At 66.6% G+C, this 24217-nt stretch carries 21 protein-coding genes and 2 tRNA genes; 11 read left to right on the top strand and 12 right to left on the bottom strand.

Features of this window, described 5'->3' with window-relative positions:
* Positions 1–31: 31 nt before the first annotated feature.
* From glgB to sphst_RS04975, 4 genes are all read right to left on the bottom strand, one after another.
* A complete protein-coding gene (glgB, locus tag sphst_RS04990; protein ID WP_031396273.1) occupies positions 32–2194 on the bottom strand; it encodes a 1,4-alpha-glucan branching protein GlgB in 2163 nt (720 codons plus the stop codon).
* Positions 2191–4617 (bottom strand): glycogen/starch/alpha-glucan phosphorylase, encoded by a 2427-nt coding sequence (locus tag sphst_RS04985; RefSeq protein WP_199848918.1) that lies wholly within the window; start codon positions 4615–4617, stop codon positions 2191–2193. Before sphst_RS04985 ends, glgB begins: the two co-directional genes overlap by 4 nt.
* A gap of 130 nt (positions 4618–4747) precedes the next feature.
* A complete protein-coding gene (locus tag sphst_RS04980) occupies positions 4748–6055 on the bottom strand; it encodes an Nramp family divalent metal transporter (RefSeq protein WP_031396276.1) in 1308 nt (435 codons plus the stop codon).
* 170 nt (positions 6056–6225) lie between these two features.
* Positions 6226–6849, bottom strand: a complete 624-nt coding sequence (locus sphst_RS04975) for a DNA-3-methyladenine glycosylase family protein (protein ID WP_031396277.1) — start codon at positions 6847–6849, stop codon at positions 6226–6228.
* 72 nt (positions 6850–6921) lie between these two features.
* On the opposite strand from sphst_RS04975, the gene sphst_RS04970 reads away from it, so the two are divergent.
* Positions 6922–7239, top strand: a complete 318-nt coding sequence (locus sphst_RS04970; RefSeq protein WP_031396278.1) for a 2Fe-2S iron-sulfur cluster-binding protein — start codon at positions 6922–6924, stop codon at positions 7237–7239.
* A gap of 36 nt (positions 7240–7275) precedes the next feature.
* Here sphst_RS04970 and rlmB read toward each other — a convergent pair whose 3' ends face one another.
* Complete coding sequence (gene rlmB / locus sphst_RS04965) at positions 7276–8022, bottom strand: 23S rRNA (guanosine(2251)-2'-O)-methyltransferase RlmB (RefSeq protein ID WP_031396279.1); 747 nt, start codon at positions 8020–8022, stop codon at positions 7276–7278.
* A 21-nt stretch (positions 8023–8043) separates the two neighbouring features.
* On the bottom strand, positions 8044–9693 hold the full coding sequence (locus sphst_RS04960) for a M20/M25/M40 family metallo-hydrolase (protein ID WP_107045248.1): 1650 nt from the start codon (positions 9691–9693) through the stop codon (positions 8044–8046).
* A 126-nt stretch (positions 9694–9819) separates the two neighbouring features.
* On the opposite strand from sphst_RS04960, the gene sphst_RS04955 reads away from it, so the two are divergent.
* The 6 genes from sphst_RS04955 to sphst_RS04930 all read left to right on the top strand — a co-directional run bounded on the left by sphst_RS04955 (position 9820) and on the right by sphst_RS04930 (position 15545).
* Positions 9820–9906 (top strand) — tRNA-Tyr (locus tag sphst_RS04955).
* 188 nt (positions 9907–10094) lie between these two features.
* On the top strand, positions 10095–11108 hold the full coding sequence (locus sphst_RS04950; protein WP_051916662.1) for a sigma factor-like helix-turn-helix DNA-binding protein: 1014 nt from the start codon (positions 10095–10097) through the stop codon (positions 11106–11108).
* Positions 11109–11141: 33 nt separating this feature from the next.
* Positions 11142–11600 (top strand): hypothetical protein, encoded by a 459-nt coding sequence (locus sphst_RS04945; RefSeq protein WP_042467030.1) that lies wholly within the window; start codon positions 11142–11144, stop codon positions 11598–11600.
* Between the two features lie 41 nt (positions 11601–11641).
* Positions 11642–12034 carry a hypothetical protein gene (locus sphst_RS04940; RefSeq protein WP_042467029.1) on the top strand — a complete coding sequence of 131 codons (393 nt, stop codon included), beginning with the start codon at positions 11642–11644 and terminating at the stop codon, positions 12032–12034.
* Positions 12035–12438: 404 nt separating this feature from the next.
* The gene (mqo, locus tag sphst_RS04935; protein ID WP_234387406.1) at positions 12439–14172 is read left to right on the top strand and encodes a malate dehydrogenase (quinone); all 1734 of its coding nucleotides are present in this window, start codon (positions 12439–12441) and stop codon (positions 14170–14172) included.
* 221 nt (positions 14173–14393) lie between these two features.
* On the top strand, positions 14394–15545 hold the full coding sequence (locus tag sphst_RS04930) for an acyltransferase family protein (RefSeq protein ID WP_159043524.1): 1152 nt from the start codon (positions 14394–14396) through the stop codon (positions 15543–15545).
* Here the strand turns inward: sphst_RS04930 and sphst_RS04925 are convergent.
* From sphst_RS04925 to sphst_RS04920, 3 genes are all read right to left on the bottom strand, one after another.
* The gene (locus sphst_RS04925; protein ID WP_051916664.1) at positions 15542–16117 is read right to left on the bottom strand and encodes a glycosyltransferase; all 576 of its coding nucleotides are present in this window, start codon (positions 16115–16117) and stop codon (positions 15542–15544) included. The genes sphst_RS04930 and sphst_RS04925 overlap by 4 nt on opposite strands.
* On the bottom strand, positions 16087–16383 hold the full coding sequence (locus sphst_RS20340; RefSeq protein ID WP_199848917.1) for a hypothetical protein: 297 nt from the start codon (positions 16381–16383) through the stop codon (positions 16087–16089). The genes sphst_RS04925 and sphst_RS20340 overlap by 31 nt, the downstream gene beginning before the upstream one ends.
* 517 nt (positions 16384–16900) lie before the next feature.
* Positions 16901–16974 (bottom strand) — tRNA-Gly (locus sphst_RS04920).
* A gap of 160 nt (positions 16975–17134) precedes the next feature.
* Here sphst_RS04920 and sphst_RS04915 point away from each other — a divergent pair.
* Positions 17135–18454 (top strand): methyltransferase family protein, encoded by a 1320-nt coding sequence (locus sphst_RS04915; protein ID WP_107045245.1) that lies wholly within the window; start codon positions 17135–17137, stop codon positions 18452–18454.
* Here the strand turns inward: sphst_RS04915 and sphst_RS04910 are convergent.
* From sphst_RS04910 to sphst_RS20845, 3 genes are all read right to left on the bottom strand, one after another.
* Entirely contained in the window at positions 18451–19839 is a 1389-nt protein-coding gene (locus sphst_RS04910; protein WP_107045244.1) for a glutamate--cysteine ligase, read from the bottom strand. The genes sphst_RS04915 and sphst_RS04910 overlap by 4 nt on opposite strands.
* Before the next feature lie 64 nt (positions 19840–19903).
* Positions 19904–20677: a 16S rRNA (uracil(1498)-N(3))-methyltransferase gene (locus sphst_RS04905; RefSeq protein ID WP_107045243.1), complete on the bottom strand. Its 774-nt coding sequence runs from the start codon at positions 20675–20677 to the stop codon at positions 19904–19906.
* Positions 20678–20756: 79 nt separating this feature from the next.
* Complete coding sequence (locus sphst_RS20845; RefSeq protein ID WP_199848916.1) at positions 20757–20912, bottom strand: hypothetical protein; 156 nt, start codon at positions 20910–20912, stop codon at positions 20757–20759.
* 84 nt (positions 20913–20996) lie between these two features.
* Here sphst_RS20845 and ubiA point away from each other — a divergent pair, with 84 nt between their 5' ends.
* Genes ubiA through sphst_RS04890 form a run of 3 tightly spaced genes read left to right on the top strand, consistent with a single transcriptional unit; the run spans position 20997 to position 24072 of the window.
* Positions 20997–21920 (top strand): 4-hydroxybenzoate octaprenyltransferase, encoded by a 924-nt coding sequence (gene ubiA / locus sphst_RS04900; RefSeq protein WP_234387395.1) that lies wholly within the window; start codon positions 20997–20999, stop codon positions 21918–21920.
* Between the two features lie 15 nt (positions 21921–21935).
* Entirely contained in the window at positions 21936–23282 is a 1347-nt protein-coding gene (locus sphst_RS04895) for a TldD/PmbA family protein (RefSeq protein ID WP_031393416.1), read from the top strand.
* Positions 23275–24072, top strand: a complete 798-nt coding sequence (locus tag sphst_RS04890) for a 3'(2'),5'-bisphosphate nucleotidase CysQ (protein WP_051916276.1) — start codon at positions 23275–23277, stop codon at positions 24070–24072. Before sphst_RS04895 ends, sphst_RS04890 begins: the two co-directional genes overlap by 8 nt.
* Positions 24073–24217: the final 145 nt, after the last annotated feature.

Genomic DNA, 24217 nt, shown 5'->3' with positions numbered 1-24217 from the left:
TAACGCCCCGTTACCCGCGGCTTGTTCCGTCTCAGCCCTCAAACTCGAGCATGATCGTCGCGAGCGGGGGCAAGGTGACCCACGCCGCGCCGTCCTCCGCGACCACGCCGCCGAGGTTGCCGAGCCCGCTGCCCCAATATTCATGCGCGTCGCTGTTGATGATCTCGCACCAGCGGCCGTCGAGCGGCAGCGGGATGCGGTAAGGCGCGCGCGCGATCGGCGTCATGTTGGCGATGACGGCGACGGGCTTCGCGCCAGGTGCCTTGCGCAGCCAGGCGAAGACCGAATTGGCAGCGTCGTCGGCGATCAGCCATTCGAAACCCTCGGCCTCGCAATCGCGCGCATGGAGCGCGGGCTTGTCGCGATAGACCGTGTTGAGGTCGCGGACGAGGTTGCGGATGCCCTCATGGCTGCGGCTGTTGCGCAGGCACCAGTCGAGCGCGCGACCTTCGGACCATTCGCGGCGCTGCGCGAATTCCTGCCCCATGAAGAGCAATTTCTTGCCCGGATAGCCCCACATGAACGCGTAATAGGCTCGCAGATTGGCGAATTGCTGCCAGTCGTCGCCGGGCATCTTGGTCAGCAGCGAACCCTTGCCGTGGACGACCTCGTCATGGCTGAGCGGCAGGACGAAATTCTCGCTGAACGCATAGACCAGGCCGAAATTGATCTCGCCGTGATGATGCTTCCGGTGCAGCGGATCACGCGCCATGTACTGGAGCGTGTCGTGCATGAAGCCCATGTTCCACTTGAACCCGAAGCCCAGGCCACCACTCTTGCCGTCGTCGCCGACGGGGGCGGAGACGCCCGGCCATGAGGTCGATTCCTCGGCGATCGTGAAGATGCCGGGATGCTGGCCGTACACCGCGCGGTTCATGTCGCGCAGGAACGCGACCGCTTCCCAGTTCTCGCGCCCGCCGGTGTCGTTGGGGATCCATTCGCCCGCCTCGCGCGAATAATCGCGGTACAGCATCGACGCGACCGCATCCACGCGAAGCCCGTCGATATGATAGCGCTCGGCCCAGAACAGCGCGTTGTTGACGAGGAAGGACGATACTTCGCGCCGCCCGAAATTGTAGATCGCGGTGTTCCAGTCGGGGTGGAAGCCGAGCCGCGGGTCTTCATGTTCGTAGAGCGCGGTACCGTCGAAATGCGCGAGCCCGAACGCATCCGTGGGGAAATGCGCCGGCACCCAGTCGAGCAGCACGCCGATCCCCGCCAGATGCGCACCGTCGACGAACCGCGCGAACCCCTCGACATCGCCGAACCGCGCGGACGGCGCGTAAAGCCCGGTGGTCTGATAGCCCCAGCTCGGATCATAGGGATGTTCGCTGATCGGCATGAACTCGATGTGCGTGAAGCCCATCTCGACCACGTACGGGATCAACCGGTCGGCGAGCGCATCCCAGGTCAGGAACCAGCCCTCGGCATCGCGGTCCCATGATCCTGCATGCACCTCATAGATGCTGATCGGCACGCGGCGCGGATCGACCGAGGCCCAGTGTTTGCGGTGGCTCGTATCCGCCCATTCGTGCGCGAGCGTGCGGGTGATCGACGCGGTCGCGGGACGCAGTTCGCTGGCAAAGGCGAAGGGATCGGCCTTCAGCGGCTGGAGCCGGCCATCGGGACCGACGATCTCGTATTTATACGCGCGATATTCGGCGATGTCGGGGATGAAGATCTCCCAGACGCCGACGTCGCCGCGCCTGCGCATCGCATGGCGGCGGCCATCCCAGTCGTTGAAGTCGCCGACCACCGAGACGCGCTGCGCATTGGGGGCCCAGAGCGCGAAATGCACGCCCGGCGCGCCTTCGTGCTCGATCAGGTGCGCGCCCAACTTATCATGGAGGCGGTGGTGATTGCCCTCCGCCATCAGCAGGTCGTCGATCGGGCCGAGCACCGGACCGAAGCTGTACGGGTCGGTCACCCACCAGTCCGTGCCGCCGCCCTCGGCGTGATATTTCACCGGTTGCGGATCGCCGTCGATCGGCCCCTCGAACAGGCCGCGATCGTCGATCCGGGGGAGGGTGCCGAGTGTCGTGCCGTCGAGCGCATGCGCCTCAGCGGTCGTCGCACCCGGCAGCCACGCGCGCGCAAACGTGCCGCCGGGGCCGGCATGCACGCCGAGCAGCGAGAAGGGATCGTCGTGACGCCCCTCCAGCAGGGCAACGATGGCGCCTTCGGGTGGCTTCACATTACCGTCCAGATATCGCGGGCATATTCACGGATCGTGCGGTCCGAGGAGAACCAACCCACCCGCGCGACGTTGCGCACGGTCGAGGCGACCCAAGCGTCGCGATCGTTCCAGCGCGTGTCGACGCTGCGCTGCGCGGTGGCATAGCTGTCGAAATCAGCGGCGAGCATGAACCAGTCGCCCTCGTACAGCCCGCCCATCAGCCCGGCGTAGCGCTGACGATCATCGGGCGAGAACACGCCCGAGGCGATCGCCGAGACCGCCTGGCAGAGCTCGTTCGACCCGTCGATCACGCTGCGCGGATCATAGCCCGATGCGCGCTTCGCTTCGACCTCGTCTGCGGTCATCCCGAAGATGAAGATGTTGTCGTCGCCGACCCGGTCCTTGATCTCGATATTCGCGCCGTCGAGCGTGCCGATGGTCAGCGCGCCGTTCATTGCGAACTTCATGTTGCCGGTGCCCGACGCCTCGAGCCCCGCGGTCGAGATCTGTTCGCTGAGATCGGCGGCGGGGATGATCTGCTCCGCGAGCGACACATTATAGTTGGGCAGGAACGCGACCTTGAGCAGTCCACCGACCGACGGGTCCGAATTGATCCGGCGCGCGACGTCGTTCGCCAGTTTGATGACGAGTTTCGCATTGTGATAGCTCGACGCCGCCTTGCCCGCGAACAGCTTCACGCGGGGCGTCCAGTCGCGTTCGGGATGGCTGCGGATCTGGTCGTACAGCGCGACCGTCTCGATGATGTTGAGCAGCTGGCGCTTATATTCGTGAATGCGCTTGATCTGCACGTCGAACAGCGCGTCGGGGTCTATGCGCAGCCCCATGCTGTCCTTGATATGATTTGCCAATGCCACCTTGTTCGAACGCTTCACCGCCCAAAACCGCTCCCTGAACGCGGAATCGTCGGCAAAAACATCGAGATCGATCAGCCGTTCGGCATCATCGAGGAAGCCGTCGCCGATCGCGTCGCGGATCAGCGTGGTGAGGCCGGGGTTGCATTGCTGAAGCCAGCGGCGCGGCGTGATCCCGTTGGTCTTGTTGTTGATCCGCGTCGGATAGAGGCGGTGGAGATCCGCGAAGACCGTCTTCTTCATCAGCTGCGTATGCAGCGCCGCGACGCCATTGACGCTGTGCGATCCGGCAAAGGCGAGGTTGGCCATCCGCACGCGCCGCTCGCCGCCTTCGTCGATCAGGCTGATCGCGGCGATTGCGCGGTCGTCTATCCCTGTGACCCCGCGTGCCTCGCGCAGCAGCCTTGCGTTGATCGCGTAGACGATCTGCATGTGCCGCGGCAGCAGGCGCTCGAACAGCGGCAGCGGCCAGCTCTCCAGCGCCTCGGGCAGCAGCGTGTGGTTGGTGTAGCCGAAGGTCGCGCGCGTGATCTTCCACGCCTCGTCGAATGCGAATTCGTGATGATCGATCAGCAGCCGCATCAGCTCGGCGACCGACACCGCGGGGTGGGTGTCGTTCAGCTGGATCGCAGCCTTGTCGGGCAGCGTGCGGATGTCGCCGAAATACTGGATGTGGCGGCGGACGATGTCCTGGATCGAGGCGGACGAGAAGAAATATTCCTGCCGCAGCCGCAGCTCCTGCCCCGCGGCGGTCGAGTCGTTGGGATAGAGCACGCGCGTGAGCGTCTCGGCGCGGAGCTGGTCCGCAAGCGCACCAGAAAAGTCGCCCGCGTTGAACCGGTCGAGCTTGATCGGATCGAACGCGCGCGCGGTCCATAGCCGCAGCGTGTTGACGTGTTCGCCGCGCCAGCCGACGACGGGGGTGTCGACCGCCATCGCCTCGACCGCCTCTGCGGGACTCCAGTGAACCTGGCCGCTGTCGGTCGCGATGACCTCGCCGCCGAAGCCGATGAAATAGGCGCTCTCGCGGCGTTCGAACTCCCAGGGATTGCCGTGCGCGAGCCAGCTTTCGGGCATCTCGACCTGCCAGCCATCGTCGATCCGCTGGCGGAACATGCCGTTCACATAGCGGATGCCATAGCCATAAGCGGGCAGCGCGAGGCTCGCCATGCTCTCCATGAAGCACGCCGCCAGCCGCCCGAGCCCGCCATTGCCGAGCGCCGCATCGGGCTCGATCTCCTCGAGCGCGGCAAGGTCGACGCCGTGCAGCGCGAGCGCCCGCGACACCTCGCCGCTGCGTTGCAGGTTGGTCACCGCATCGCGCAGCAGCCGGCCGATCAGGAATTCGAGGCTGAGATAATAGACGCGCTTGGCGCCCGCCGCATGCGCCGCCTTGGTCGATGCCATCCAGCGTTCGACGATGTCGTTGCGCACGGTGAGGATCGTTGCCGCGAGCCAGTCGTGCGGAAGCGCGGCCTGCGCATCCTTGCCGATCCGGTGGACGAGCGTGTCGAGGATCGAATCGGCCAGCGACTGGACGGAGCGCTGCAGGGCGGGGTTTGCGGTCACGCGAATTCCGGATCTCGTTGTCGTCACCGGTGATCCTAGCCGCGCGGACACCTTTGTCACGCGGACTTGCGAGGTCGCGGGACGCGATCGGCCAGTTAGCCGTGCATCCCCTGATCCATGTCAGTTTATCTCAGAGCATGCCGATCAGCAGCGTCGCGTTGAGGCCGATAATGACCGCGGCGATGACCCAGGCGAGCGCTTTGAGCCAGACCGGGCTGACGAGCGAACCCATGATTCGCGCGTCCCCGGTGAACTTGACGAGCGGCACGACCGCGAAGGGGAGCTGGAGGCTCAGCACGACCTGGCTCAGTACGAGCAGCCGGGTCGCGCCCGCATCGCCCGCGGCGCCGACGACGAATACCGCGGGGATGATCGCGAGCAGCCGCGTCACCAGCCGGCGTAACCAGACGGGCATGCGCAGGTCGAGGAAGCCCTCCATCACGATCTGGCCGGCGAGCGTGCCCGTCACCGTCGAATTCTGCCCCGAGGCGAGCAGCGCGACTGCGAACACGACGCTCGCGGCCCCCATGCCGAGCATCGGCGCGAGCAGCGCATGCGCCTGGTCGATATCGGCGACGTCGGTGCGCCCGGCGACGTGGAAGGTCGCAGCGGCGAGGATCAGGATCGCGGCGTTGATGAAGAAGGCGAGGCCGAGCGCGATCGTGCCGTCGATCGTCGCCATCGTCACCGCGTCGCGCTTGCCCGCCTCGGTCGGCGCGAACGCGCGCGTCTGGACGATCGACGAGTGGAGATAGAGGTTGTGTGGCATCACCGTCGCACCGAGGATGCCGATCGCGATATAGAGCATCGCCGGGTTGGTGACGATCTCGGTCGTCGGCACCAGCCCGCCGAGCACGCCCGCCATGTCGGGCCGCGCGAGGAACAGCTCGAAGATGAAGCAGCCGGCTATGATCACCAGCAGCGCGACGATGAACGCCTCGAGCTTGCGGAAGCCGAAGCGTTGCAGCGCTAGGATCAGGAACACGTCGAGCGCGGTGAGCACGACACCCCAGACCAGCGGTAGCCCGAACAGCAGTTTGAGCGCGATCGCGGTGCCGAGCACTTCGGCCAAATCGCAGGCGATGATCGCGATCTCGCACAGGAACCAGAGCACGACCGAAACGCGCTTCGAATAATGCGCGCGGCAGGCCTGGGCGAGGTCGAGCCCGGCGACGATGCCGAGCCGTGCGGACAGCGCCTGAAGCACCATCGCCATCAGGTTGGACAGCAATACGACCGACAGGAGAGTGTAGCCGAACGCCGAGCCGCCGGCGATGTCGGTAGCCCAGTTGCCCGGATCCATATAGCCGACCGCGACGAGATAGCCCGGCCCGACGAACGCAAACAGCCGCCGCCAGAAGGGCGCGCCTTCGGGGATCGCGACGGTGCGATAGCTGTCGGACAGCGAATGGGCGAGGGCGGAGCTGGGCGGCGGCATCGCGGGTGCTTTGCCGGATGGGAGCTGAGGGGACAAGCGGTTCGGTTGGCAGGCGGATATCGGGCGGGCGGCGCGCGGCTCTTCTTGCTCCCGTCATCCTGACTTTCGTCAGCATGACGGGAGGGGGCGAGTGGGGTCTCGCGGGCTTGGCCACGCTTGAGCGGCCGCGGTCAGATCACCTTCATGTCGGCCTGGTAATGATGCCATAGGAAGATCGCTGCCGCGCCGCGGTGCGGGCGCCAGGCTTCGGCGAGTTCGCGGGTCAGCTTCTCGCTCGGGCGGGCGTCGTGGCCGAGGATGCGGCCGATCTCGATCTGGACCGCAAGGTCGCCCGCGGGCCAGATGTCGGTGCGGCCCTCGGCGAACAGCAGATAGATTTCCGCCGACCAGCGGCCGATCCCCTTGACCCGGACCAGCGCTGCGATCGCCTCCTCGTCGTCGGCGGGCAGGTTCGTCAGGTCGAGCCGGCCGCTCGTGACCTCGTCGGCGAGGCTGCGGGCATAGCCGAGTTTCTGCCGCGACAGCCCCGCGCTGCGCAGCGTCTCGTCGCTGGCGGCGGCGATGTTGGCGGGGTCCGCGGCACCGCCGACGAGCGCGTCGAGCTTGTTCCAGACCGATTGCGCGGAGGCGACGCTGACCTGCTGGCCGAGGATAGTGCGAAGCAAGGTCGCGAAGCCGCGCTCGCTGATCCGCGGGGCAGGGTGGCCCTTGTTCGCGACCGCCACCGCGAAGGCGGGTTCGATCGCACACAGCGCGGTCATGGCAGCCTGCAACTGATCGGCGTTCAGGCCCATGACGCGAACCTTGCAGCTTGATCGGGGCGGCGGCGCGCGGCATGGACCGCGCACGGTTTTTCGGAGGACAGCATGCCCAAGCTTATCGTCGTGACGCGGGACGGGGAAGAACGCGAGCTCATGGGCGAAACGGGTCTTTCGGTCATGGAAGTCATCCGCGACGCCGGGATCGACGAGATCCTTGCCCTGTGCGGCGGCTGCTGCTCCTGCGCCACCTGCCACGTCCATGTCGACCCGGAATTTGCGGCCAAACTCAAGCCGATGAGCGAGGACGAGAACGACCTGCTCGATTCGACCAGCGACCGCGACGACTATTCGCGGCTGTCGTGCCAGATCGACATGACCGATGCGCTTGACGGGCTGAAGGTCCGGATCGCCGCCGAGGATTGATCCGGTCCCTCCCCCCCGCGGGGGAGAGGGAGAAGGTTAGCGCGTCGTCACCGCGTAGAGTGCGATCGCGGCGGCGTTCGAGACGTTGAGGCTCTCGACCTTTTCCGAGATGGGGAGCTTAGCGAGTTCGTCGCAGTGATCCTCGGTGTTCTTGCGCATGCCTTCGCCCTCGGCACCGAGCACGATTGCGATGCGCTGCGTACCCATCGCGTCGGACAGTGTCTGTGTCGCATGGCCGGTGAGGCCGATCCGCCAGAACCCGGCTGCGGCGATTTCCTCGAGTGCGCGAGCGAGATTGACCACGCGGATCCACGGCACCGTCTCGAGCGCACCCGACGCGGCGCGGGCGATCGTGCCCGATTCGGGCGGTGCGTTGCGGTCGGGGGTGACGATGCCGAGCGCATCGAACGCCGCTGCCGAGCGCAGTATCGCGCCGACATTGTGCGGATCGGTCACGCCGTCGAGGATGACGAGCGGACGGTTGTCGTCCTTGCCATGCTCGAGCAGGTCGGCGAGCCACATGTCCTCGAGCGGCTCGACCTCGATCACCACGCCCTGATGCGGGGCGTCGCCCGGCACCAGTCGCGCGAGATCGGTTGCCTCGGCGAAGGTCACCGGCACGGCCGCGGGCAGGTCGAACCCGGCCAGCGCCTCGCGCGTGCCCATGATCTTGCGCACCGTGCGTTCGGGATTGGCGAGCGCTGCGCCCACGGCATGCTTGCCCCAGAAGCGCGGACGCCCCGCGGGGGCCTTGCTCGGCCGATGGCCCTTGCGTGCTGCCATCAGAGCGCTCCCGTCATCATATCAGTCATCGTCATCGCTATATCCATAAGGGTCGGTCACCACCGGCTTGGTCGGCAGTGGCGTGCGTGGCAGCGCCTTGTCCGCATTCGCCGCGCTGAGCAACACCGATGCGAGCACGATCGACGCCTGGCGCATGTCGTCGGCCTTCAGGTGATCGAAGGTGTCGGCCGACGTATGATGGATCCGGCTGCCATAATCGAGCGGATCCTGGATGAACTGGAACCCCGGCACGCCGACCTGCTGCAGGAAGACGTGATCGGTGCCGCCGGTCGGCCGCAGGACGACGTTCGACGCGCCCATCGACGCGAACGGGCTGAGCCAGTCGCGAAAGATCGGCACGACCGCGGGGTTGGTCTCCGCATAGAGCCCGCGCAATTTGCCCGAGCCATTGTCGATGTTGAAATAGGCAGCGAGGTCGGCATGACCCGGCAGCGGGGTGATCGGCCATTTCTGCGAAAAGCCGTAATAGCTCTGCATGCCCGTCTGCGACGGGTCGTTGGGGCTGCCGCGCGTCGCCAGATGGCGGGTGACATAGGCCATCGAACCCAGAATGCCCTGCTCCTCGCCCGACCAGAGCGCGAACCGGATCGTCCGCTTCGGGCGGACGCCGGTTGCGGCCAGGATGCGGGCAGCCTCCATGATCATCGCCGAGCCCGCCGCATTGTCGGCGGCACCGTCCGCAGCGACCCAGCTGTCCAGATGCGCGCCCGCCATGACATAGCCGGCCTTCGGATCGGTCCCGGGAATGTCGGCGATGATGTTGTACGCCTGCGCATCGCTGTCGTCGAAGCGGACGTCGCTGACGATCTCGAGCGTCGGGGCGGGGCCCGCCTTGGCGAGCCGGGCGAGGCGGCGGTAATCCTCCGCGGCGATCTGTACGCCCGGCAGTGCGGGCGTGTCGCCGACACCGAACAGATAGCCTTCGCCGCTGACCAGCTTGCCGTCGTGATAGGCCATCGTCGCGGTCGCGACCGCGCCTTCACCCTTCAGGAACGCATCGAGTTTCTTCGAGAAATCGAGCCGCTTCATCCGGCGGTCGGCGGCATCGGGGTCGTAATTCGGCTGCTGGAACCGGTCGAGCTTGGCGATATCCTCGCCACTCAGCCGCTTGAACGCGGGCTCGGCGGGTTCGTCGCCGGTGCCGGGCCGCGTGAGCATCACGATCCTGCCGCTGAGCTTGCCGCGCCATTTCGCGAAGTCGCGCTCGCGCGACATCGGTGCGACGATCACGGGCGCGCTCAGCGCAGTGCCGTTCGTGCCCGGCGTCCAGGCAATGGGAATCGCGGTCAGCTGTACCATGCGCGGGGTCGTCATCCGCACGCTCGACCGTTCGATCGACCAGCCGCGACCGAATGCGAACCCTTCCTTGTGGACATTCGTGAGGCCCCAGTCGGCGAGACGGCGCTGCGTCCACGCCTCCGCCGTGCGCATCGACGGCGAATTGGTGAGCCGCGGGCCGATCACGTCGGTCAGATGCTGGACGGTCACCATGACCTGGCTGTGATTGGTCCCTTCGTCGATGATGCGGTTGACCATGGGCTGATCAGGCTTCGCGGTGCCGCCACGCTCCTTGGCGGCCGCGGGGCTGAGCGCGACGAACGTTAGGGTCGTAGCGAAAATGGCAAGTCGGCACGGGCGCGATTGGTGCATGAAGGTCCCCCTGGGCAATTTTTTATGCCGGAAAGGCTATGCGGGGGCGGAAGTTGGCGCAACCCGCGTTGACAGCACCGACAAGCTTCGCCATTGAGCCGCCTCGCTCGAAAGAGTGGCCCCTTTGGACAGGTGGCCGAGTGGTTAAAGGCAGCAGACTGTAAATCTGCCCGGGTTTCCCGTACGCTGGTTCGAATCCAGCCCTGTCCACCAGATCTTTGCGGTATTGCCGCCCAAGCTTTGGTCCTTCGCCGGTAGCAAGGCCAGGCGCGAACCTCACAACCTTCAGATCTGTGCCGGGATGTCGTGCGGACATTGTGCGCGAAAATGCGTCCCGCGACGGCATTCGGCGCGCTTCAAACAGGGATGCCTAACCGCGGAATTGCGGTTAATGTAGGTCTATGTCTGCCAGCCGCATTGATCTCCTGACCGAAGCGCAACGGGCCTGTCTTCGACTGGTCCTGACGCATCACAATTCGAAGGAGATCGCAGCGCTGCTCGGCGTGTCGCCGTCGGCGATCGACAAGCGGATCGAACGCGCGGTTCAAGTGCTGGGCGCAGGGTCGCGGTTCGAGGCTGCGCGGCTGTTGCAACGGCATGAGACCGCCGGGGATTTCGATGTGCCCGCAGAGCCCCGCGTCATGCCCTCCGCCACGCCCGCGCCCCGCGCTGCGAACGACAGGACGGAGGACGGGACGTCGCCAACGCCGTCGTCCGACCTGCTGGTCGCGACGTATGATCGGCTCCCATCCGAACCAATCGACGTAGCGCGCGCGCCGTCGCATCCGCCACAGGTCGGCCAGGACGATCCATGGGGGCTTGTCCGCCGCTTCATGGGGATGACGCCCGGAGGCGGACCGGAGGGAGCGGCGCGGAACCGCCTGTCCAAGGGGGACAGGCTGATCCGACTGGTCGGGCTCATGGCGTTGCTGGCGATCACCACGGTGGCGCTGGTGACGATGACGATGACCATGACGAGCCTGTTCAGGCAGGTTCGCGGCAGCGCCGCCTCTCCCCGGGTTGAGCATTCGTCGCGCTGGGGTGGGAAATTCGACATGTTGAAGGAACGTCGTCAGGCAACCGACAGGGTTACCGCGGACTTTCTGAAGGCAGAGGCAGCGGTCGACCAGGCCGCGTCGCTCGCTGCTTCCTGCGTCGCGACCTTGTTGCAGCAGCGTGCGGCGGCAAGATTGCCGGTCGCGACCGGGATCGCCGCGCTGCAACTCGTCGCGGATGCATCGTCCGATCTGATCAAGGCCCGCCAGCGCTTCGTCGACGCGCACCGGGCGCTGGTCGCGGTACGCAGCGAAATCGGCCTCGGTGCCTTTTATGCCTATGGTGACGAGGGCGAGTGTCCGCCCAACGAAGGGGCTTTGCGCGACGATGCGCGACTGCACCTCGTCGTTGCCGCCTGACGACGCGGCCGGTGGATCGCTTGACCCGATAACGTGGACCGCGTCTGGATCTTCAACGCGCTGCAACTGGCGGCGACCGGCTATGCATTCTGGCGTGGCGGTGCCCCCGAGCGGCTGACCGGGCTTGCCCTGCTGCTCGCGGCACTGGCCACGCGGATGTTTCACCAGCTTGGCGCAGGCGAGTTCGTCGACGTCGAGATCGGTATCATGACCGTCGACATCGTCCTGCTCGGCGTGATGATCGCCATCACGCTGCACGCCGATCGGTTCTGGCCGGCCTGGGTCACCGCGCTCCATGCACTGGGGACCGGGGCGCATCTGGCCCGGGCGATCAACCCCGACGTGATCCGGCTCGCTTATGCGGTCCTGTCGGTCATGTGGAGCTACCCCATCGTCCTGCTGCTCGCCGTCGGAACGATGCGGCATGCCAGACGGGTCCGGTCGCGAGGCTGGGATCTCGACTGGAGCCGCCAGGACCCGACCCTTCCTTAGCCCTGCATCTGAGGCTTTAAATGTCTTATGCCATTCCTTTCATGCGACTCTTGAACGGCGCACGGCCCGGGCCGGCTCTTGCACCCGCCGCCGTCGATCCCGCCCGCCTGGTGAGCGCTGCCAAGCATCTGTACGAACTGCGTCGCCAGCGCGACGCGGCATTCGGTGCGGACCTGTTCTCCGAACCCGCCTGGGACATGCTGCTCGACCTGTTCATCTCGCATCACGAGGGGCGTCAGCTCAGCGTGTCCGCGGTGTGCATCGGTGCGCGGGCGCCCTCGGCGACGGCGCTGCGCTACCTTGCGATCCTGCAGGAGGCGGGTCTCGTTCTGCGGACCCGCGACAAAAATGACGGTCGACGATCGCATATTCAGCTGTCGGTCGTCGGGCGTCAGCGGATGAGCGATCTGCTCGCGGGTCTGGTGGATTGCTGATCCGCAAGCCGGCCGGGTGACCGGTCGAGCTTGGCGGACGGACGAACAAGATCCCTGCGGCCGGCGCCGACCGGGCGTCTTCGCGGCTGCTGCCGCGCGGCTCGATACGCCGCGCATGGCGGGCCCCGATCCGGCCGTCCGCCATCCAAAGCTTGTAAAATTGCGCCTGTGATGGCATGTAAGTCTCGGATACCCGTCAATTTTACTGGTTTGCGGGCCTCCCAATAGATTCCGGCAAATGGGCGAGGACTTTGAGCAACGGTTGTGCTCGGTCGATCGCTTCTGTGCGTCTTTCGGCCGATCCTGCGCAGCCCATCCATCATCCGGCGATGCGCCCTTAGCCGTCTCCGCCCCTCGGGGGCCGGGATCGGGGGCGGGCAGGCGGTAACGAAAAAGGCATCATAGTGCGAATTGGATCGAACGACGACACGCGGACCGCCGAGCAGGCAGGCGATGCCCCGGCGGCCGGCACGGGCGTAACGCGCCGCAATCTTCTAGGCTCGGCGATCGTTGCAGGCGTCGCGGGGACCTCCGCCATGGTCCCCCTGTCGCCGGCGCAGGCCGCGACGACGGAACGGTCGGTCGACGTGCTGCTGATCGGCGGCGGCATCATGAGCGCGACGCTCGCCGTGCTGCTGCGCCAGCTCGAGCCGAGCTGGACGATCGAGCTGGTCGAGCGGCTCGACAAGGTTGCCGAAGAGAGCTCGGGCGGCTGGAACAACGCGGGCACCGGCCATTCGGCGCTGTGCGAACTGAACTATACGCCGGTCAACGCGGCCGACGGCCGTGTCGAGATCGCCAAGGCGGTCGAGATCAACGAGCAGTTCCAGGTCACGCGCCAGTTTCTCAGCCACCAGGTCAAGGCCGGCATGCTCGGCGCACCGCGGACGTTCATCAACTCGACCCCGCACATGAACCTCGTCTGGGGCGACGCGAATGTCGCCTTCCTGCGCAAGCGCTGGGAAGCGCTGGGCGCCAGCCCGCTCTTCTCGGGCATGGAATTCTCCACCGACCGCGCCCAGATCGCCAAATGGGTGCCGCTGATGATGCAGGGCCGCGACGCGTCGCTGCCGCTTGCGGCGACCCGCTCGCCGCTCGGCACGGACTGCGACTGGGGCACGGTGACGCGGCAATATATCGCCGCGCTCGACAAGCAGGCGAATTTCACGCTGACGACGGGGCATGAGGTTCGTTCGCTCGAGCGCAATGCCAAGGGCGGCTGGGAAGTCACCGCGCGCGACATGAAGACCGACGACAAGCAGGTCATCAATGCGCGCTTCGTCTTTGCCGGCGCGGGTGGCGGCGCACTGCCGATCCTGCAGAAGTCGGGCATCCCCGAGGCGGACGACTATGCCGGCTTTCCGGTCGGCGGATCCTTCCTGGTCGCGGACAAGCCGGAGATCACGCACCGCCATCTCGCCAAGGTTTACGGCAAGGCCGCGGTCGGCTCACCGCCCATGTCGGTGCCGCATCTCGACACCCGCTATCTCGACGGCAAGCAGGCGCTGCTGTTCGGACCGTTCGCGACCTTCTCGACCAAGTTCCTGAAGCAGGGGTCCTATTTCGATCTGCCTGCATCGGTGACGATCGACAATTTCCGGCCGATGGTCGCGGTCGGCTGGGACGATTTCGCGCTGGTCGAATATCTCGCAGGGCAGCTGATCATGTCGGATGCCGACCGGATGGAGGCGTTGCGCGAATATTTCCCCGGCGCCAAGGACGGCGACTGGCGCCTGTGGCAGGCGGGCCAGCGCGTGCAGATCATCAAGCGTGATCCTGAAAAGGGCGGCGTGCTGAAGCTGGGCACCGAGATCGTCGCGTCGAAGGACGGCTCGATCGCGGCGCTGCTCGGCGCGTCGCCGGGTGCGTCGACCGCGCCGTCGATCATGCTCGACCTGCTCAAGAAGGTGTTTCCGAACCGGCTGTCGACCGCCGGCTGGCAGGCCAAGATCCGCGAGATCGTCCCGAGCTACGGCATCAAGCTCAATGAGCATCCCGAACTGCTCGCCGATCACTGGGGCAATACCGCCGATACGCTGCAACTCGCCATCGCCTCGCCGGCCGTCCATGTCGCGACCAAGCCCCGGCCCGCCGCGATGCGCGTCAAGCCGGACCGCAGCCCCGACCTCGCCCTCTGACCTCTGTCCTCGATCGCGCCCTCCCCGGCATTGCCGGGGAGGGGTAAGCGATGGCGCGCAGGCGGGCCCTGCTGGCGGGAAATGCCTCATATCCGATCCACCCCGATAACGAAGATCGCCCACCTTGCGGTCATGCGTGAGCGATCATCAGAACGCCAGAATAGTAAAGCCGTCGAAATCATGTCGACCTGGGACGGTCTTGGTCAAAAAACACGATAGACTTGTCTGTCGATGCCCCCGACAGTTCTCTCGATATTCGTGTTTTGCCCCGCCTAATCGGGATAAGCGCTGGGGGAATGTATATGCAGCCTGTCCGGGCCGCCGAACACTCGAAACGTCGCTTTGTCGCACTGGATGGGTTGAGGGGGGTCGCGGCGCTGATGGTCGTGGCATACCATATCGGTATCTTCCTGAAGTTCCCGAGCGGAATGACGGTCCATGGTAATATCGCGGTGGACTTTTTTCTGTGTCTTAGCGGTTTCGTCCTCGCCTTCGCCCACGAGCGGCGGTTGCGCGAGGGCGGGGGTGAGCTGGCGCGCTTTCTGGTGTCACGGGTGGTTCGGCTCTGGCCAAGCGTGCTCGCCGGATCGGTGGTGGCCGTGCTCGTGGCGCTCGGCATGGCGGGCGGTCCGGGGGCGTCATCCGCCTATCGGGCGTTTGCCCTGTCCCTCGTCGTCCTGCCGCGGCTCGAGGGGCAGAACCTGGTCTGGTTCAACGGCGTCTATTGGTCGCTTTTTGCAGAGATCCTCGTCAATCTGCTTTGGGCGATATCCGTCAAGGCGCTTGGCAATCGACGGCTGATCGCGATCGCCTTCATCCTTTCGGTCGCGATCACCTGGATCGCCATCGACCATAATAGCGTCCATTTCTTTTATCAGTCGGTCGATATGATCGTGCCAACGACGGTCAGGGCCTTGGCGTCCTTCTGCATGGGGGTGGTCGTATACCGGATCTACGAGGCGCGTCGCGTGAAGGCGGATGTTGCGCCGGTGATCCTGGTCGCCGCACTCCTCTTTCCGATGATCGTGCCCGGCGTCTCCTGGTTTGGCATCCCGCTGTCGCTCTTCTACATCCTGTGCGCCAACCCGATGATCGTTTTGCTCGGCGCACTTGGACAGCGTGAGCAGTCGCGCGTGCTGACATGGCTGGGGAATATCTCCTTCCCGCTATATGCCACGCATCTGCCGGTCGTCATGCTGCTCTCTCGATTGGTGGCGGGCCAGCCGCTCGCCGAGCGACTGATCGCAGCGGTCGGTATTGTGGGGGCTGCGCTGATCGTGGCGGAGGTCGTCCGCCGCTACGTCGAAAAGCCGGCGCTCGCCTATCTGGGTGCGCGCCTGCTCGTCCCGCGTCGTGCCGTCTCGGTCGGCTAGCGCGAGGCGACGAGCGGCGGCGGCCGATGCTCGGCCTCGGCACGCAGAAAGGCCCTCCACGCATCGACGAAGGTCGGCATCGAGAACGCGTCGAGACGCGCCTCGAGATCGACCCGCCGTGCCGCGATCTGGTCCGGGCGGAGTTCGGCGAGTTGTATCATCCCCGCGGCGATGGCCTCGACGGAGTGCGGATCCACCGCGATCGCACTTGGTCCCGCGACCTCTTCGAGGACGCTGTCGGCGCTGATCAGCGGCACCAGTCCGTTGCGCATCGCTTCTGCGACGGGGACGCCGAATCCTTCGAGAAGGCTCACCAGCACGAACCCCCGCGCATGCGCATAGAGCCAGCGCAACTGCTCGTCCGAGACATAGGGCAGGAGGATGACGCCGGGGGTTTGACCGGCCTCGGCGATGACGGCCTCGGATCCCGGCTCGCGACTGCCGCAGATGACATAGCGATAGCCCGCATCGGCGAGGCCCGCGTGCGCGAATGCGCGGATGCTGGCCAGCTGGTTCTTGCGGCGCCCGATGCTGCCCACGGTCAGCAGAAACAGGCCTTCGACGCCGTCCACGGCGTGTTGCGCGCCACCCGCCACGCGGTGCGGATCGGCGGATAGATCACGGTGGCGGGGGACCCGGTGCCATAAAGGCGCTGAAATGCCACCTTAGATGCCCGGCTGACAAAGGCCATGCGGGGCTGGCGTTCGGCAATGCGTGCATAGACCCGCTCGTAGAGCGCGGTCACGGACGGGGCGAAGAGTTCGGGATGCGTCAGGGGGCCGAGATCATGGCACAGCACGGCATCATGCGACGTGACGTGCCAGCCCAGGACGGTCATCGGATCGAGATGAAGGACCGCGCGTCGGCTCCGCTGTCGCGGCACCAGCCTGGGATACCGGGCTCTGAGGCGATCCTCTTCGGCCCATAATCGACCGATGACTTTGCGGGACAAGGCATTGACGCCGACCCTTTCGGGAAGTCTCCATATCTTCACGCTGCGAAATACCTCCGGCAGCGTGTCGATAATGTCCCTGCCGATAAAATACTTTCCGGTTCGATTGTGAAGCGAAAGGGTGAAGTCGACGTCCCATCATTGAAAAGACTTGCTAATAGTATTTCATCCCGAAATCATCGGTAATATGCGCCATAGAGCTACCAGAAATCAGCAAATGGGTCATGTCGAAATCGGAATGGTCAGCCCGATTTCTAACAATCAGAAAATGCGGCGGGGCGGGTGCTGTGAGGCAGAGAGTTCGCCATGCCGGCTATCGCCGCTTATAACAGCGCATCTCACGGCATAGTCAGGTAATGATCGGGTCACGTCCGTCGAGACTGGTCGGCGCTATTGAAACCGATGGAGCGGGTAACGGGAATCGAACCCGTGTATTCAGCTTGGAAGGCTGCTGTACTACCATTGTACTATACCCGCGAAGCCGGCGTTGCCGCGGCCTGCGCCCCCGCACGGACCGTCGCGAAGGCGAGACGGGTGGCAGGAGGTGTAGGGTCGCGATAGCGCGGGTCGTGGGGTGGTGCAAGCCGGGGCAGGATGGTTCATGGTTTGCTGACGAAAATCGGCTACCCCTGGCGCCATGTCCGACGCACCCGTGCTTCCCGAGACGACGAGCCTGACCCTGCAGCGTCGCCGCGCCGCGGATCCGCGCCCCGCGTCCGCCGTCAGTCACGGCGCCGGGCTGGCGGGGCTGGCAGGGGTGCTGGGCTGGGTGGCGTGCGCGCGCGGCTGGGGGATGGACGGGCCCTATGCCGCGCTGGTCAATTTGCTCGCCTGCGCGGTCCCGATGATCCTGTGGTCGGTGCTGATCGACAAGGTCCATCACCGGCCGAGCACCGGGCTGGACTGGTCGCGGCCCCGGCCATGGCGCGAGACGATCGACGTCAGCCTGACAAAGCTCGCCGCCTTCTGGGTGACCTGGGCGGGGATCGCGGTGATCTATGGCACCGGGCGATTCTATTGGGAGGGCAATTTCGCGTTTGCGATGTGGTGCTTCACCAACGCCGCGCCGATCCTCGTGCTCGTGTCGATCCCCTATGTCCTCTGGCTCGACCGCTATCTGGTCGCGCCGAAGGACGGCGCGTGGTCGCTCGGGGCATGGCTGACCGGGCAGCCGGGGGTCGACCGTGCTGCGCTCCACAACCACCTGCGCAGCTGGGGAGTGAAGGCGTTCTTCCTCGCCTTCATGCTCGCGATCGTGCCGGGCGGGTTTGGCGAGTTCATCCGCGGCGACACAAGCGCGATCCTGCGCGACCCGGTCGCGCTCGCCAGGTGGCTGATCACCTTCATGTTCCTGATCGACGTCGCGTTCGCGACGGTCGGCTATGTCCTGACGCTGCGACCGCTCGATTCGCATATCCGCAGCGCCAATCCGTTTGCGGCGGCGTGGATGGCGGCGTTGATGTGCTATCCGCCGATCATCCTGATGAGCGACGGCGGGCCGATGGACTATCACCCGGGCACGCAGGAATGGGACGTCTGGTTCCAGTATCACCCCGTCCTGCTGGTGCTGATTGGCGCGGTGCTGGTCGCGCTGACCGCCATCTATGCGTGGGCGACGATGGCGTTCGGCTTTCGATTCTCCAATCTCACCAACCGCGGGATCCTGACGCACGGGCCCTATGCCTGGTCGCGGCACCCCGCCTATCTGTCGAAGAACCTGTTCTGGTGGCTGTCGACGATTCCCGTGCTGACCACGGGGACGCCGATCGATGCGATGCGCGCGACCCTGCTGCTCGCGGCGGTCAGCGGGGTCTATTACTGGCGTGCGCGGTCTGAGGAGCGGCATCTGGGCCTCGACCCCGACTACCGCGCCTATAGCGACTGGATGGCGCGCAACGGACCGGTACCGCGTCTTCTGGCGTGGGTGGCTGGGTCAGGCCGGGCGTCAGGCGCCTAGAAGCTTTCCACGCCGTAGACCTTGGCGATATCGCCGCCCCAGACACCGTTATATTTGTCGAGCAGCAGCTCGGCGGGGACCTTGCCCGAGCGGACGATCTCGCGCAGCGGGTCGAGGAAGCCGGTCTCATTGTCGCCCGCCTTGTTGAGGCGTGCGCGCGACGACAGGCCGGCACCCGCGATATCGAGCACCTGTGCAGCGATGTCGCGCAACTGGCCGCCACCTGCGATCGGCGCATTCAGCCCGAGCTTGGGCACCGAATCGCGCAGCGACTGGCGTTCGTCGATCGTCCAGTCCTTCACCAGATCCCATGCCGCATCGAGCGCACCCTGATCGTAGAGCAGCCCGACCCAGAGCGCGGGCAGCGCGCAGATCCGGTTCCACGGCCCGCCATCGGCGCCGCGCATCTCGAGGAAGGTCTTCAGCCGCACCTCGGGAAAGGCGGTCGAGAGATGATCGGTCCAGTCGTCGAGCGTCGGCTTCTCGCCGGGCAGGACACTGAGCTCGCCCTTCAGGAAGTCGCGGAAGCTGAGCCCCGCCGCGTCGATATACTTGCCGTCGCGGTAGACGAAGTACATCGGCACATCGAGCGCATAGTCGGTGTAGCGGTCATAGCCGAAGCCGTCCTCGAACACGAAGGGCAGCATGCCGGTGCGGTGCGGGTCGGTGTCGGACCAGATATGGCTACGATAGGACAGCATGCCGTTGGGCTTGCCCTCGGTGAACGGCGAATTGGCGAAGAGCGCGGTGGCGAGCGGCTGAAGCGCCAAGCCGACGCGGAATTTCTTCACCATGTCCGCCTCCGACGCGTAATCCAGATTCACCTGGATCGTGCAGGTCCGCAGCATCATGTCGAGCCCCATGCTGCCGACACGCGGCATGTGCCGCAACATGATCGCATAGCGCCCCTTGGGCATGATCGGCAGCTCGGCGCGGGTCTTGTCGGGCCACATGCCGAGGCCGAGGAAGCCGATGCCGAGCTTTTCGCCCGCGGCCTTGACCTGTTCGAGATGGCGGCCGGTCTCGGCGCAGGTTTCGTGAAGGGTCTCGAGCGGCGCGCCCGAGAGTTCGAACTGGCCCGCGGGCTCCAGGCTGATGCTGCCGTCCGCACCGGTCATCGCGATGACGTTCTCGGTACCGTCGGGGCCGCGCTCGAACACGGGCGCCCAGCCATATTGCTCGAGCTCGCCGAGCAGCGCGCGGATGCCGCCCGCCTCGGTGTACGAAGGCGCGCGATGGTCGTCCTTCGCGTACACGAACTTCTCGTGCTCGGTGCCGATCCGCCAGCGGTCCTTGGGCTTTTCACCGCGCGCGAAGCTGGCGATCAACTGGTCGCGCGACTCGATCGTCGGGCTGGTCTTTGCAGGGGCGGTCTTGCTCGTCATCGCCGCGCCTTACGCGGCGATGAACGAGGGTGCTAGAGGGGATTCGGACCGGTCGGTAGCAATGTCACGCGACGGGTGACGGGACGGGCGGTTCGGCTGCCCAATCGCCCGCCGCAGCCATCCACAGCGCGACCGCCGCCGCCGCTGCGGTTTCCGCGCGGAGGATGCGCGGGCCGAGCCCGATGCCGACCGCCTGGGGATGCGCGCGAATCGCCGCACGCTCGTCGGCGTCGAAACCGCCTTCGGGGCCGATCAGGATCGCCGCGGGACCGGCATGCGCGCGCATTGCCGCGAGCGCGGGCGCGCCGCCCGTCTCGTCCGCGAAGAACAGCGTGCGGTCGGCGGGCCAGTCGCGGAGCAACGCTGCGAGCTTCACCGGTTCGGCGACCTGCGGCAGCGCGGTGCGGCCGCATTGCTCGGCCGCCTCGATCATGTGCGTGCGCAGACGGTCGGTATTGGGCTTGTCGACGACGGTGCGGCGCGTGACGACCGGGACGAGCCGGTCGACGCCGAGCTCGCACGCCTTCTCCGCCAGCCAGTCGACCCGGCCCTTCTTGATAGGCGCAGCGCAGAGCCACAGATCGGGCACCGCCTCGCGTTCGCGGAGCCGTTCGGTCACGTCGAGGACGAGGTCGCGCTTGCCGACGCTGGCCGCGGTGGCGAGCCATTCGCCGGTGCGGTCGTCGAACAGCTTGACCGGGTCGCCGATCTTCAGCCGCATGACGCCGGCGAGATAATGCGCGGCGGGGCCGTCGACCGGGAGTGGACCGGGGCTGAGCGGGATGTCGACGAACAGCCGCGGCGTGGATTGCGGCGGCCAGGCTGGGGTTGCAGGCATGGCGGGGGCCTAGCAAATCCCGCCGCATGCGGGGAGGGCGTTTCGCTCGTTCGCGATCCTCCGCCGTCAGGGGGATTCGCTAGCGGCGGGTCCAGAGTTTGCGGGCGACGATCCACGTGATGATCGCGACCGCGACGGCGAGGATCAGCGCGCCCGCGACCGCGCCGGCGACGCGGAAGATGCCCCAGAAGAGCGCCTCGACGAAACGGCCGACCGCGACCGACAGGCCGATCATGCAAAGGGGCTCGAACGCGACACTGCCGCTATCCTAGCCGCTGCGGGCTTGCGCGCCAAACGCCGTCTTCCTACGCCCCGCGTCATGCAGACCACACCGAGCCCGATGGACATCGTCCCCGACAGCGAACATCGCGGCCTGGTCGCGCGGCTGCCGCCGACGCTGCGCGGGCTGGCGCTGCTTGCGCGGTTCGACCGGCCGATCGGCTGGTGGCTGCTGTTCTGGCCGGGCGCCTGGGGGATCGCGCTGGCGGGCGGGGCGTGGGCGCGCTGGGATCTGATCGCGTGGTTCCTGCTCGGCAGCATCGCGATGCGCGGCGCAGGCTGCGTGTTCAACGACATCGTCGACCGCGATCTCGACGCGCAGGTCGCGCGGACGCGCGCGCGACCGATCCCGAGCGGGCTCGTCTCTCTGCGGCTGGCGTGGATCTGGTTGGGCGTGCTGGCGCTCGTCGGGCTGGTTGTGCTGCTGCAGCTGACGCCGCTCGCCGCGATCGTCGCGCTGGCGAGTCTCGCGCCGGTCGCCGCCTATCCGTTCATGAAGCGCATCACCTGGTGGCCGCAAGCATGGCTCGGGCTGGTGTTCAGCTGGGCGTTGCTGGTCGGGTGGAGCGACGTCGCCGGCGCGCTGACGTTGCCGATGTGGCTGCTCTATGCGGGGTCGATCGCCTGGGTGATCGGCTATGACACGATCTATGCGCTGCAGGACCGCGAGGACGATGCGATGATCGGCGTCCGGTCGTCCGCGCTGCGCATGGGGCGGCATGTAAAGGCGGGGGTCGGGATTTTCTATGCGATCGCGGTCGGGTTCTGGGCGGCCGCGTTCTGGACGATGCGGCCCGATCCGCTCGCGATCGCCGCGCTGGTGCCCGCCGCGCTGCATCTGGGGTGGCAGGTCGTCACGCTGCGCGCGGACGACGGTGCCGGTGCGCTCGCCCGATTCCGCGCCAACCGCTTCACGGGGTTGCTGATCTTCCTCGCCTGCATGGTTGTCGGCACGAGCCTGTGACCCTAGATCGGCGACATGCTCACACCCGATCAAGCCCGCGACCGCGCCCATGACATCGTAGCGCGCGCCAAGGCCGCCGGCGCGGACGCCGCCGATGCGGTCTTCGCCGCCGATGCCTCGCTCGACGTTTCGATCCGCCTCGGCAAGCTCGAGGATATCGGCCGGTCGGAAAGCGAGGACCTGGGCCTGCGCGTGTTCGTCGGCAAGCGGTCGGCGAGCGTCTCGACCTCCGACCTGTCGTCCGCGGCGATGGACGCGCTCGCGGCGCGCGCGGTGGCGATGGCGCGCGAGGCCCCCGAGGATGCCTGGGCCGGCCTCGCCCCTGAAAATCGCTTGTTGCACGGCGTACCGCCGATGCTCGGGCTTGCCGATCACGGTGAGGTCTCGCCCGAGCAGCTACGCGATGCGGCAACCGCGGCGGAGGATGCGGCGCGCGCGGTGCCCGGCGTGACGAACAGCGAAGGCGGTGGCGCAAGCGCGTCGAGCAGCGTCTGGGCGCTGGCCACCAGCCATGGGTTCGCGGGCGCCTATGCCTCGACCGCCTATGGCGTGTCGGCGAGCGTGCTGGCGGGCGAGGGCGGCGCGATGCAGCGCGACTATGCCTATCACAGCGTGCGGCACCGCCAGCATCTCGAATCGCCCGAGGCGATCGGGCAGCGCGCGGGCGAGCAGGCAGTCGCGCGGCTCAATCCGGGGCGGCTCGCGAGCGGGCCGATGACGGTGGTGTATGACCCGCGCGTCGGCAGTTCGCTGCTCGGCCATCTGATCGCGGCGATCGCGGGGCAGGCGATCACGCGCAAGACCAGCTTCCTGCTCGATTCGCTGGGATCGCAGGTGTTTGCGCATGGCATCACGATCCGCGACGATCCGCATCGGCCTTACGGATTGCGGTCGCGGCCGTTCGATGGCGAAGGGCTGCCGGTGTCGCCGACCGCGATCATCGAGCACGGCATGCTCGAAAGCTGGCTGCTCGATTCGGCGTCGGCACGCCAATTGGGGCTTGAGCCGACCGGCCATGCCGCGCGCGGCGTCAACGGTGCGCCGGGTGTGTCGACGAGCAACGTCTTCATGGAAGCGGGCACGATGCCGCCCGAGACGCTGATCGAGGATATCGTGTCGGGCGTCTATGTCACCGAACTGATGGGCGGCGGCGCGAATGGCGTCACTGGCGATTACAGCCGCGGCGCGGCGGGCTTCAGAATCGAGAATGGCGTCATCACCGGGCCGGTCGCCGAATTTACGATCGCGGGCAATGTGAAGGACATGTTCCTGGCGATGACCCCCGCCAACGACCTCGAATTCCGCTACGGCATCAACGTGCCCACGTTGCGCGTGGAGGGGATGACGGTGGCGAGTGGCTGAACCGCCCCCGGGTCCGGCCACGACGTTGCGCGCGGCGGTCGAATCGATCGCTGCCGAAGCCGGGCAGACGGCGCTAGCGCGGTTCGGGACCGATTTCCGCCGCTGGGAAAAGACGCCGGGCAGTCCGGTGTGCGAGGTCGATATCGATATCGACCGGATGTTGAAGGTGCGGCTGTCCGCACTGCTGCCCGACGCCGGCTGGCTGTCGGAGGAAACCGCCGACAATCCCGCGCGGCTTGCGCGCGACCGGCTCTGGGTCGTCGACCCGATCGACGGCACGCGCGATTATATCCGGGCACGTCCGGGCTGGTGCGTGTCGATCGCGCTGGTCGAGCGCGGGCGGGTGGTGATCGGCGTGCTCGATGCGCCAGCGCGAGGCGAGGTCTGGTCGGCGGCGCTGGGCGAAGGCGCGACGCTTAACGGCGCGGTGCTGCGGGCCGGATCGCGCACCGACTTTCCCGGATCGCGCGTGCCGACCGATGCACTGCCCAAGGCGGACCGCGATCTGGTAGTGGTGGAGAAACCCAATTCTATCGCGCTTAGGATCGCGATGGTCGCAGCCGACCGGGCCGACCTGGTCGCGACGCTGCGCTGGGGAAATGAGTGGGACATCGCCGCCGCCGCGCTGGTCGCGAGCGAGGCCGGCGCGGCAGTGACCGACGCGGTCGGGATCCCGCTGGTGTTCAACAAGCCGCGCCCGCAGGCGTTCGGGGTCGTCGCGAGCACGCGCGGGATCCACCGCGCGGCGATCGCGCGGCTGGCGGATCGGGCGGCGGTTATTCTGGGGTAGGGCTGGGCGCTTCGCTGGACACGAAAAAGGCCGGAGGTTTCCCTCCGGCCTTTTTCGTTTTGGGGAGCGCCGCGGCGGAGCCGCGTCGTCGGACCTCGCCTGAGCGAGGCCGGCCGAGCTTGTAAGCTTGGCCGGCTTCGCCGTG

This window comes from Sphingomonas sp. STIS6.2 (assembly GCF_000732685.2).
Taxonomy (GTDB): Bacteria; Pseudomonadota; Alphaproteobacteria; order Sphingomonadales; family Sphingomonadaceae; genus Sphingomonas; species Sphingomonas aerolata.
This window is presented reverse-complemented; position numbering and strand designations above follow the sequence as displayed.

Excerpts from the sequence above, each read along its gene's own strand:
- sphst_RS04905 (WP_107045243.1), bottom strand. The coding sequence starts at position 20,677 with ATGCCTGCAACCCCAGCCTGGCCGCCGCAATCCACGCCGCGGCTGTTC.
- sphst_RS04915 (WP_107045245.1), top strand. The coding sequence starts at position 17,135 with ATGTCCGACGCACCCGTGCTTCCCGAGACGACGAGCCTGACCCTGCAG.
- sphst_RS04940 (WP_042467029.1), top strand. The coding sequence starts at position 11,642 with ATGCGACTCTTGAACGGCGCACGGCCCGGGCCGGCTCTTGCACCCGCC.
- rlmB (WP_031396279.1), bottom strand. The coding sequence starts at position 8,022 with ATGGCAGCACGCAAGGGCCATCGGCCGAGCAAGGCCCCCGCGGGGCGT.
- sphst_RS04895 (WP_031393416.1), top strand. The coding sequence starts at position 21,936 with ATGCTCACACCCGATCAAGCCCGCGACCGCGCCCATGACATCGTAGCG.
- sphst_RS20340 (WP_199848917.1), bottom strand. The coding sequence starts at position 16,383 with ATGACCGTCCTGGGCTGGCACGTCACGTCGCATGATGCCGTGCTGTGC.
- sphst_RS20845 (WP_199848916.1), bottom strand. The coding sequence starts at position 20,912 with ATGATCGGCCTGTCGGTCGCGGTCGGCCGTTTCGTCGAGGCGCTCTTC.
- sphst_RS04960 (WP_107045248.1), bottom strand. The coding sequence starts at position 9,693 with ATGCACCAATCGCGCCCGTGCCGACTTGCCATTTTCGCTACGACCCTA.
- sphst_RS04980 (WP_031396276.1), bottom strand. The coding sequence starts at position 6,055 with ATGCCGCCGCCCAGCTCCGCCCTCGCCCATTCGCTGTCCGACAGCTAT.
- sphst_RS04970 (WP_031396278.1), top strand. The coding sequence starts at position 6,922 with ATGCCCAAGCTTATCGTCGTGACGCGGGACGGGGAAGAACGCGAGCTC.
- sphst_RS04950 (WP_051916662.1), top strand. The coding sequence starts at position 10,095 with ATGTCTGCCAGCCGCATTGATCTCCTGACCGAAGCGCAACGGGCCTGT.
- sphst_RS04975 (WP_031396277.1), bottom strand. The coding sequence starts at position 6,849 with ATGGGCCTGAACGCCGATCAGTTGCAGGCTGCCATGACCGCGCTGTGT.
- ubiA (WP_234387395.1), top strand. The coding sequence starts at position 20,997 with ATGCAGACCACACCGAGCCCGATGGACATCGTCCCCGACAGCGAACAT.
- sphst_RS04910 (WP_107045244.1), bottom strand. The coding sequence starts at position 19,839 with ATGACGAGCAAGACCGCCCCTGCAAAGACCAGCCCGACGATCGAGTCG.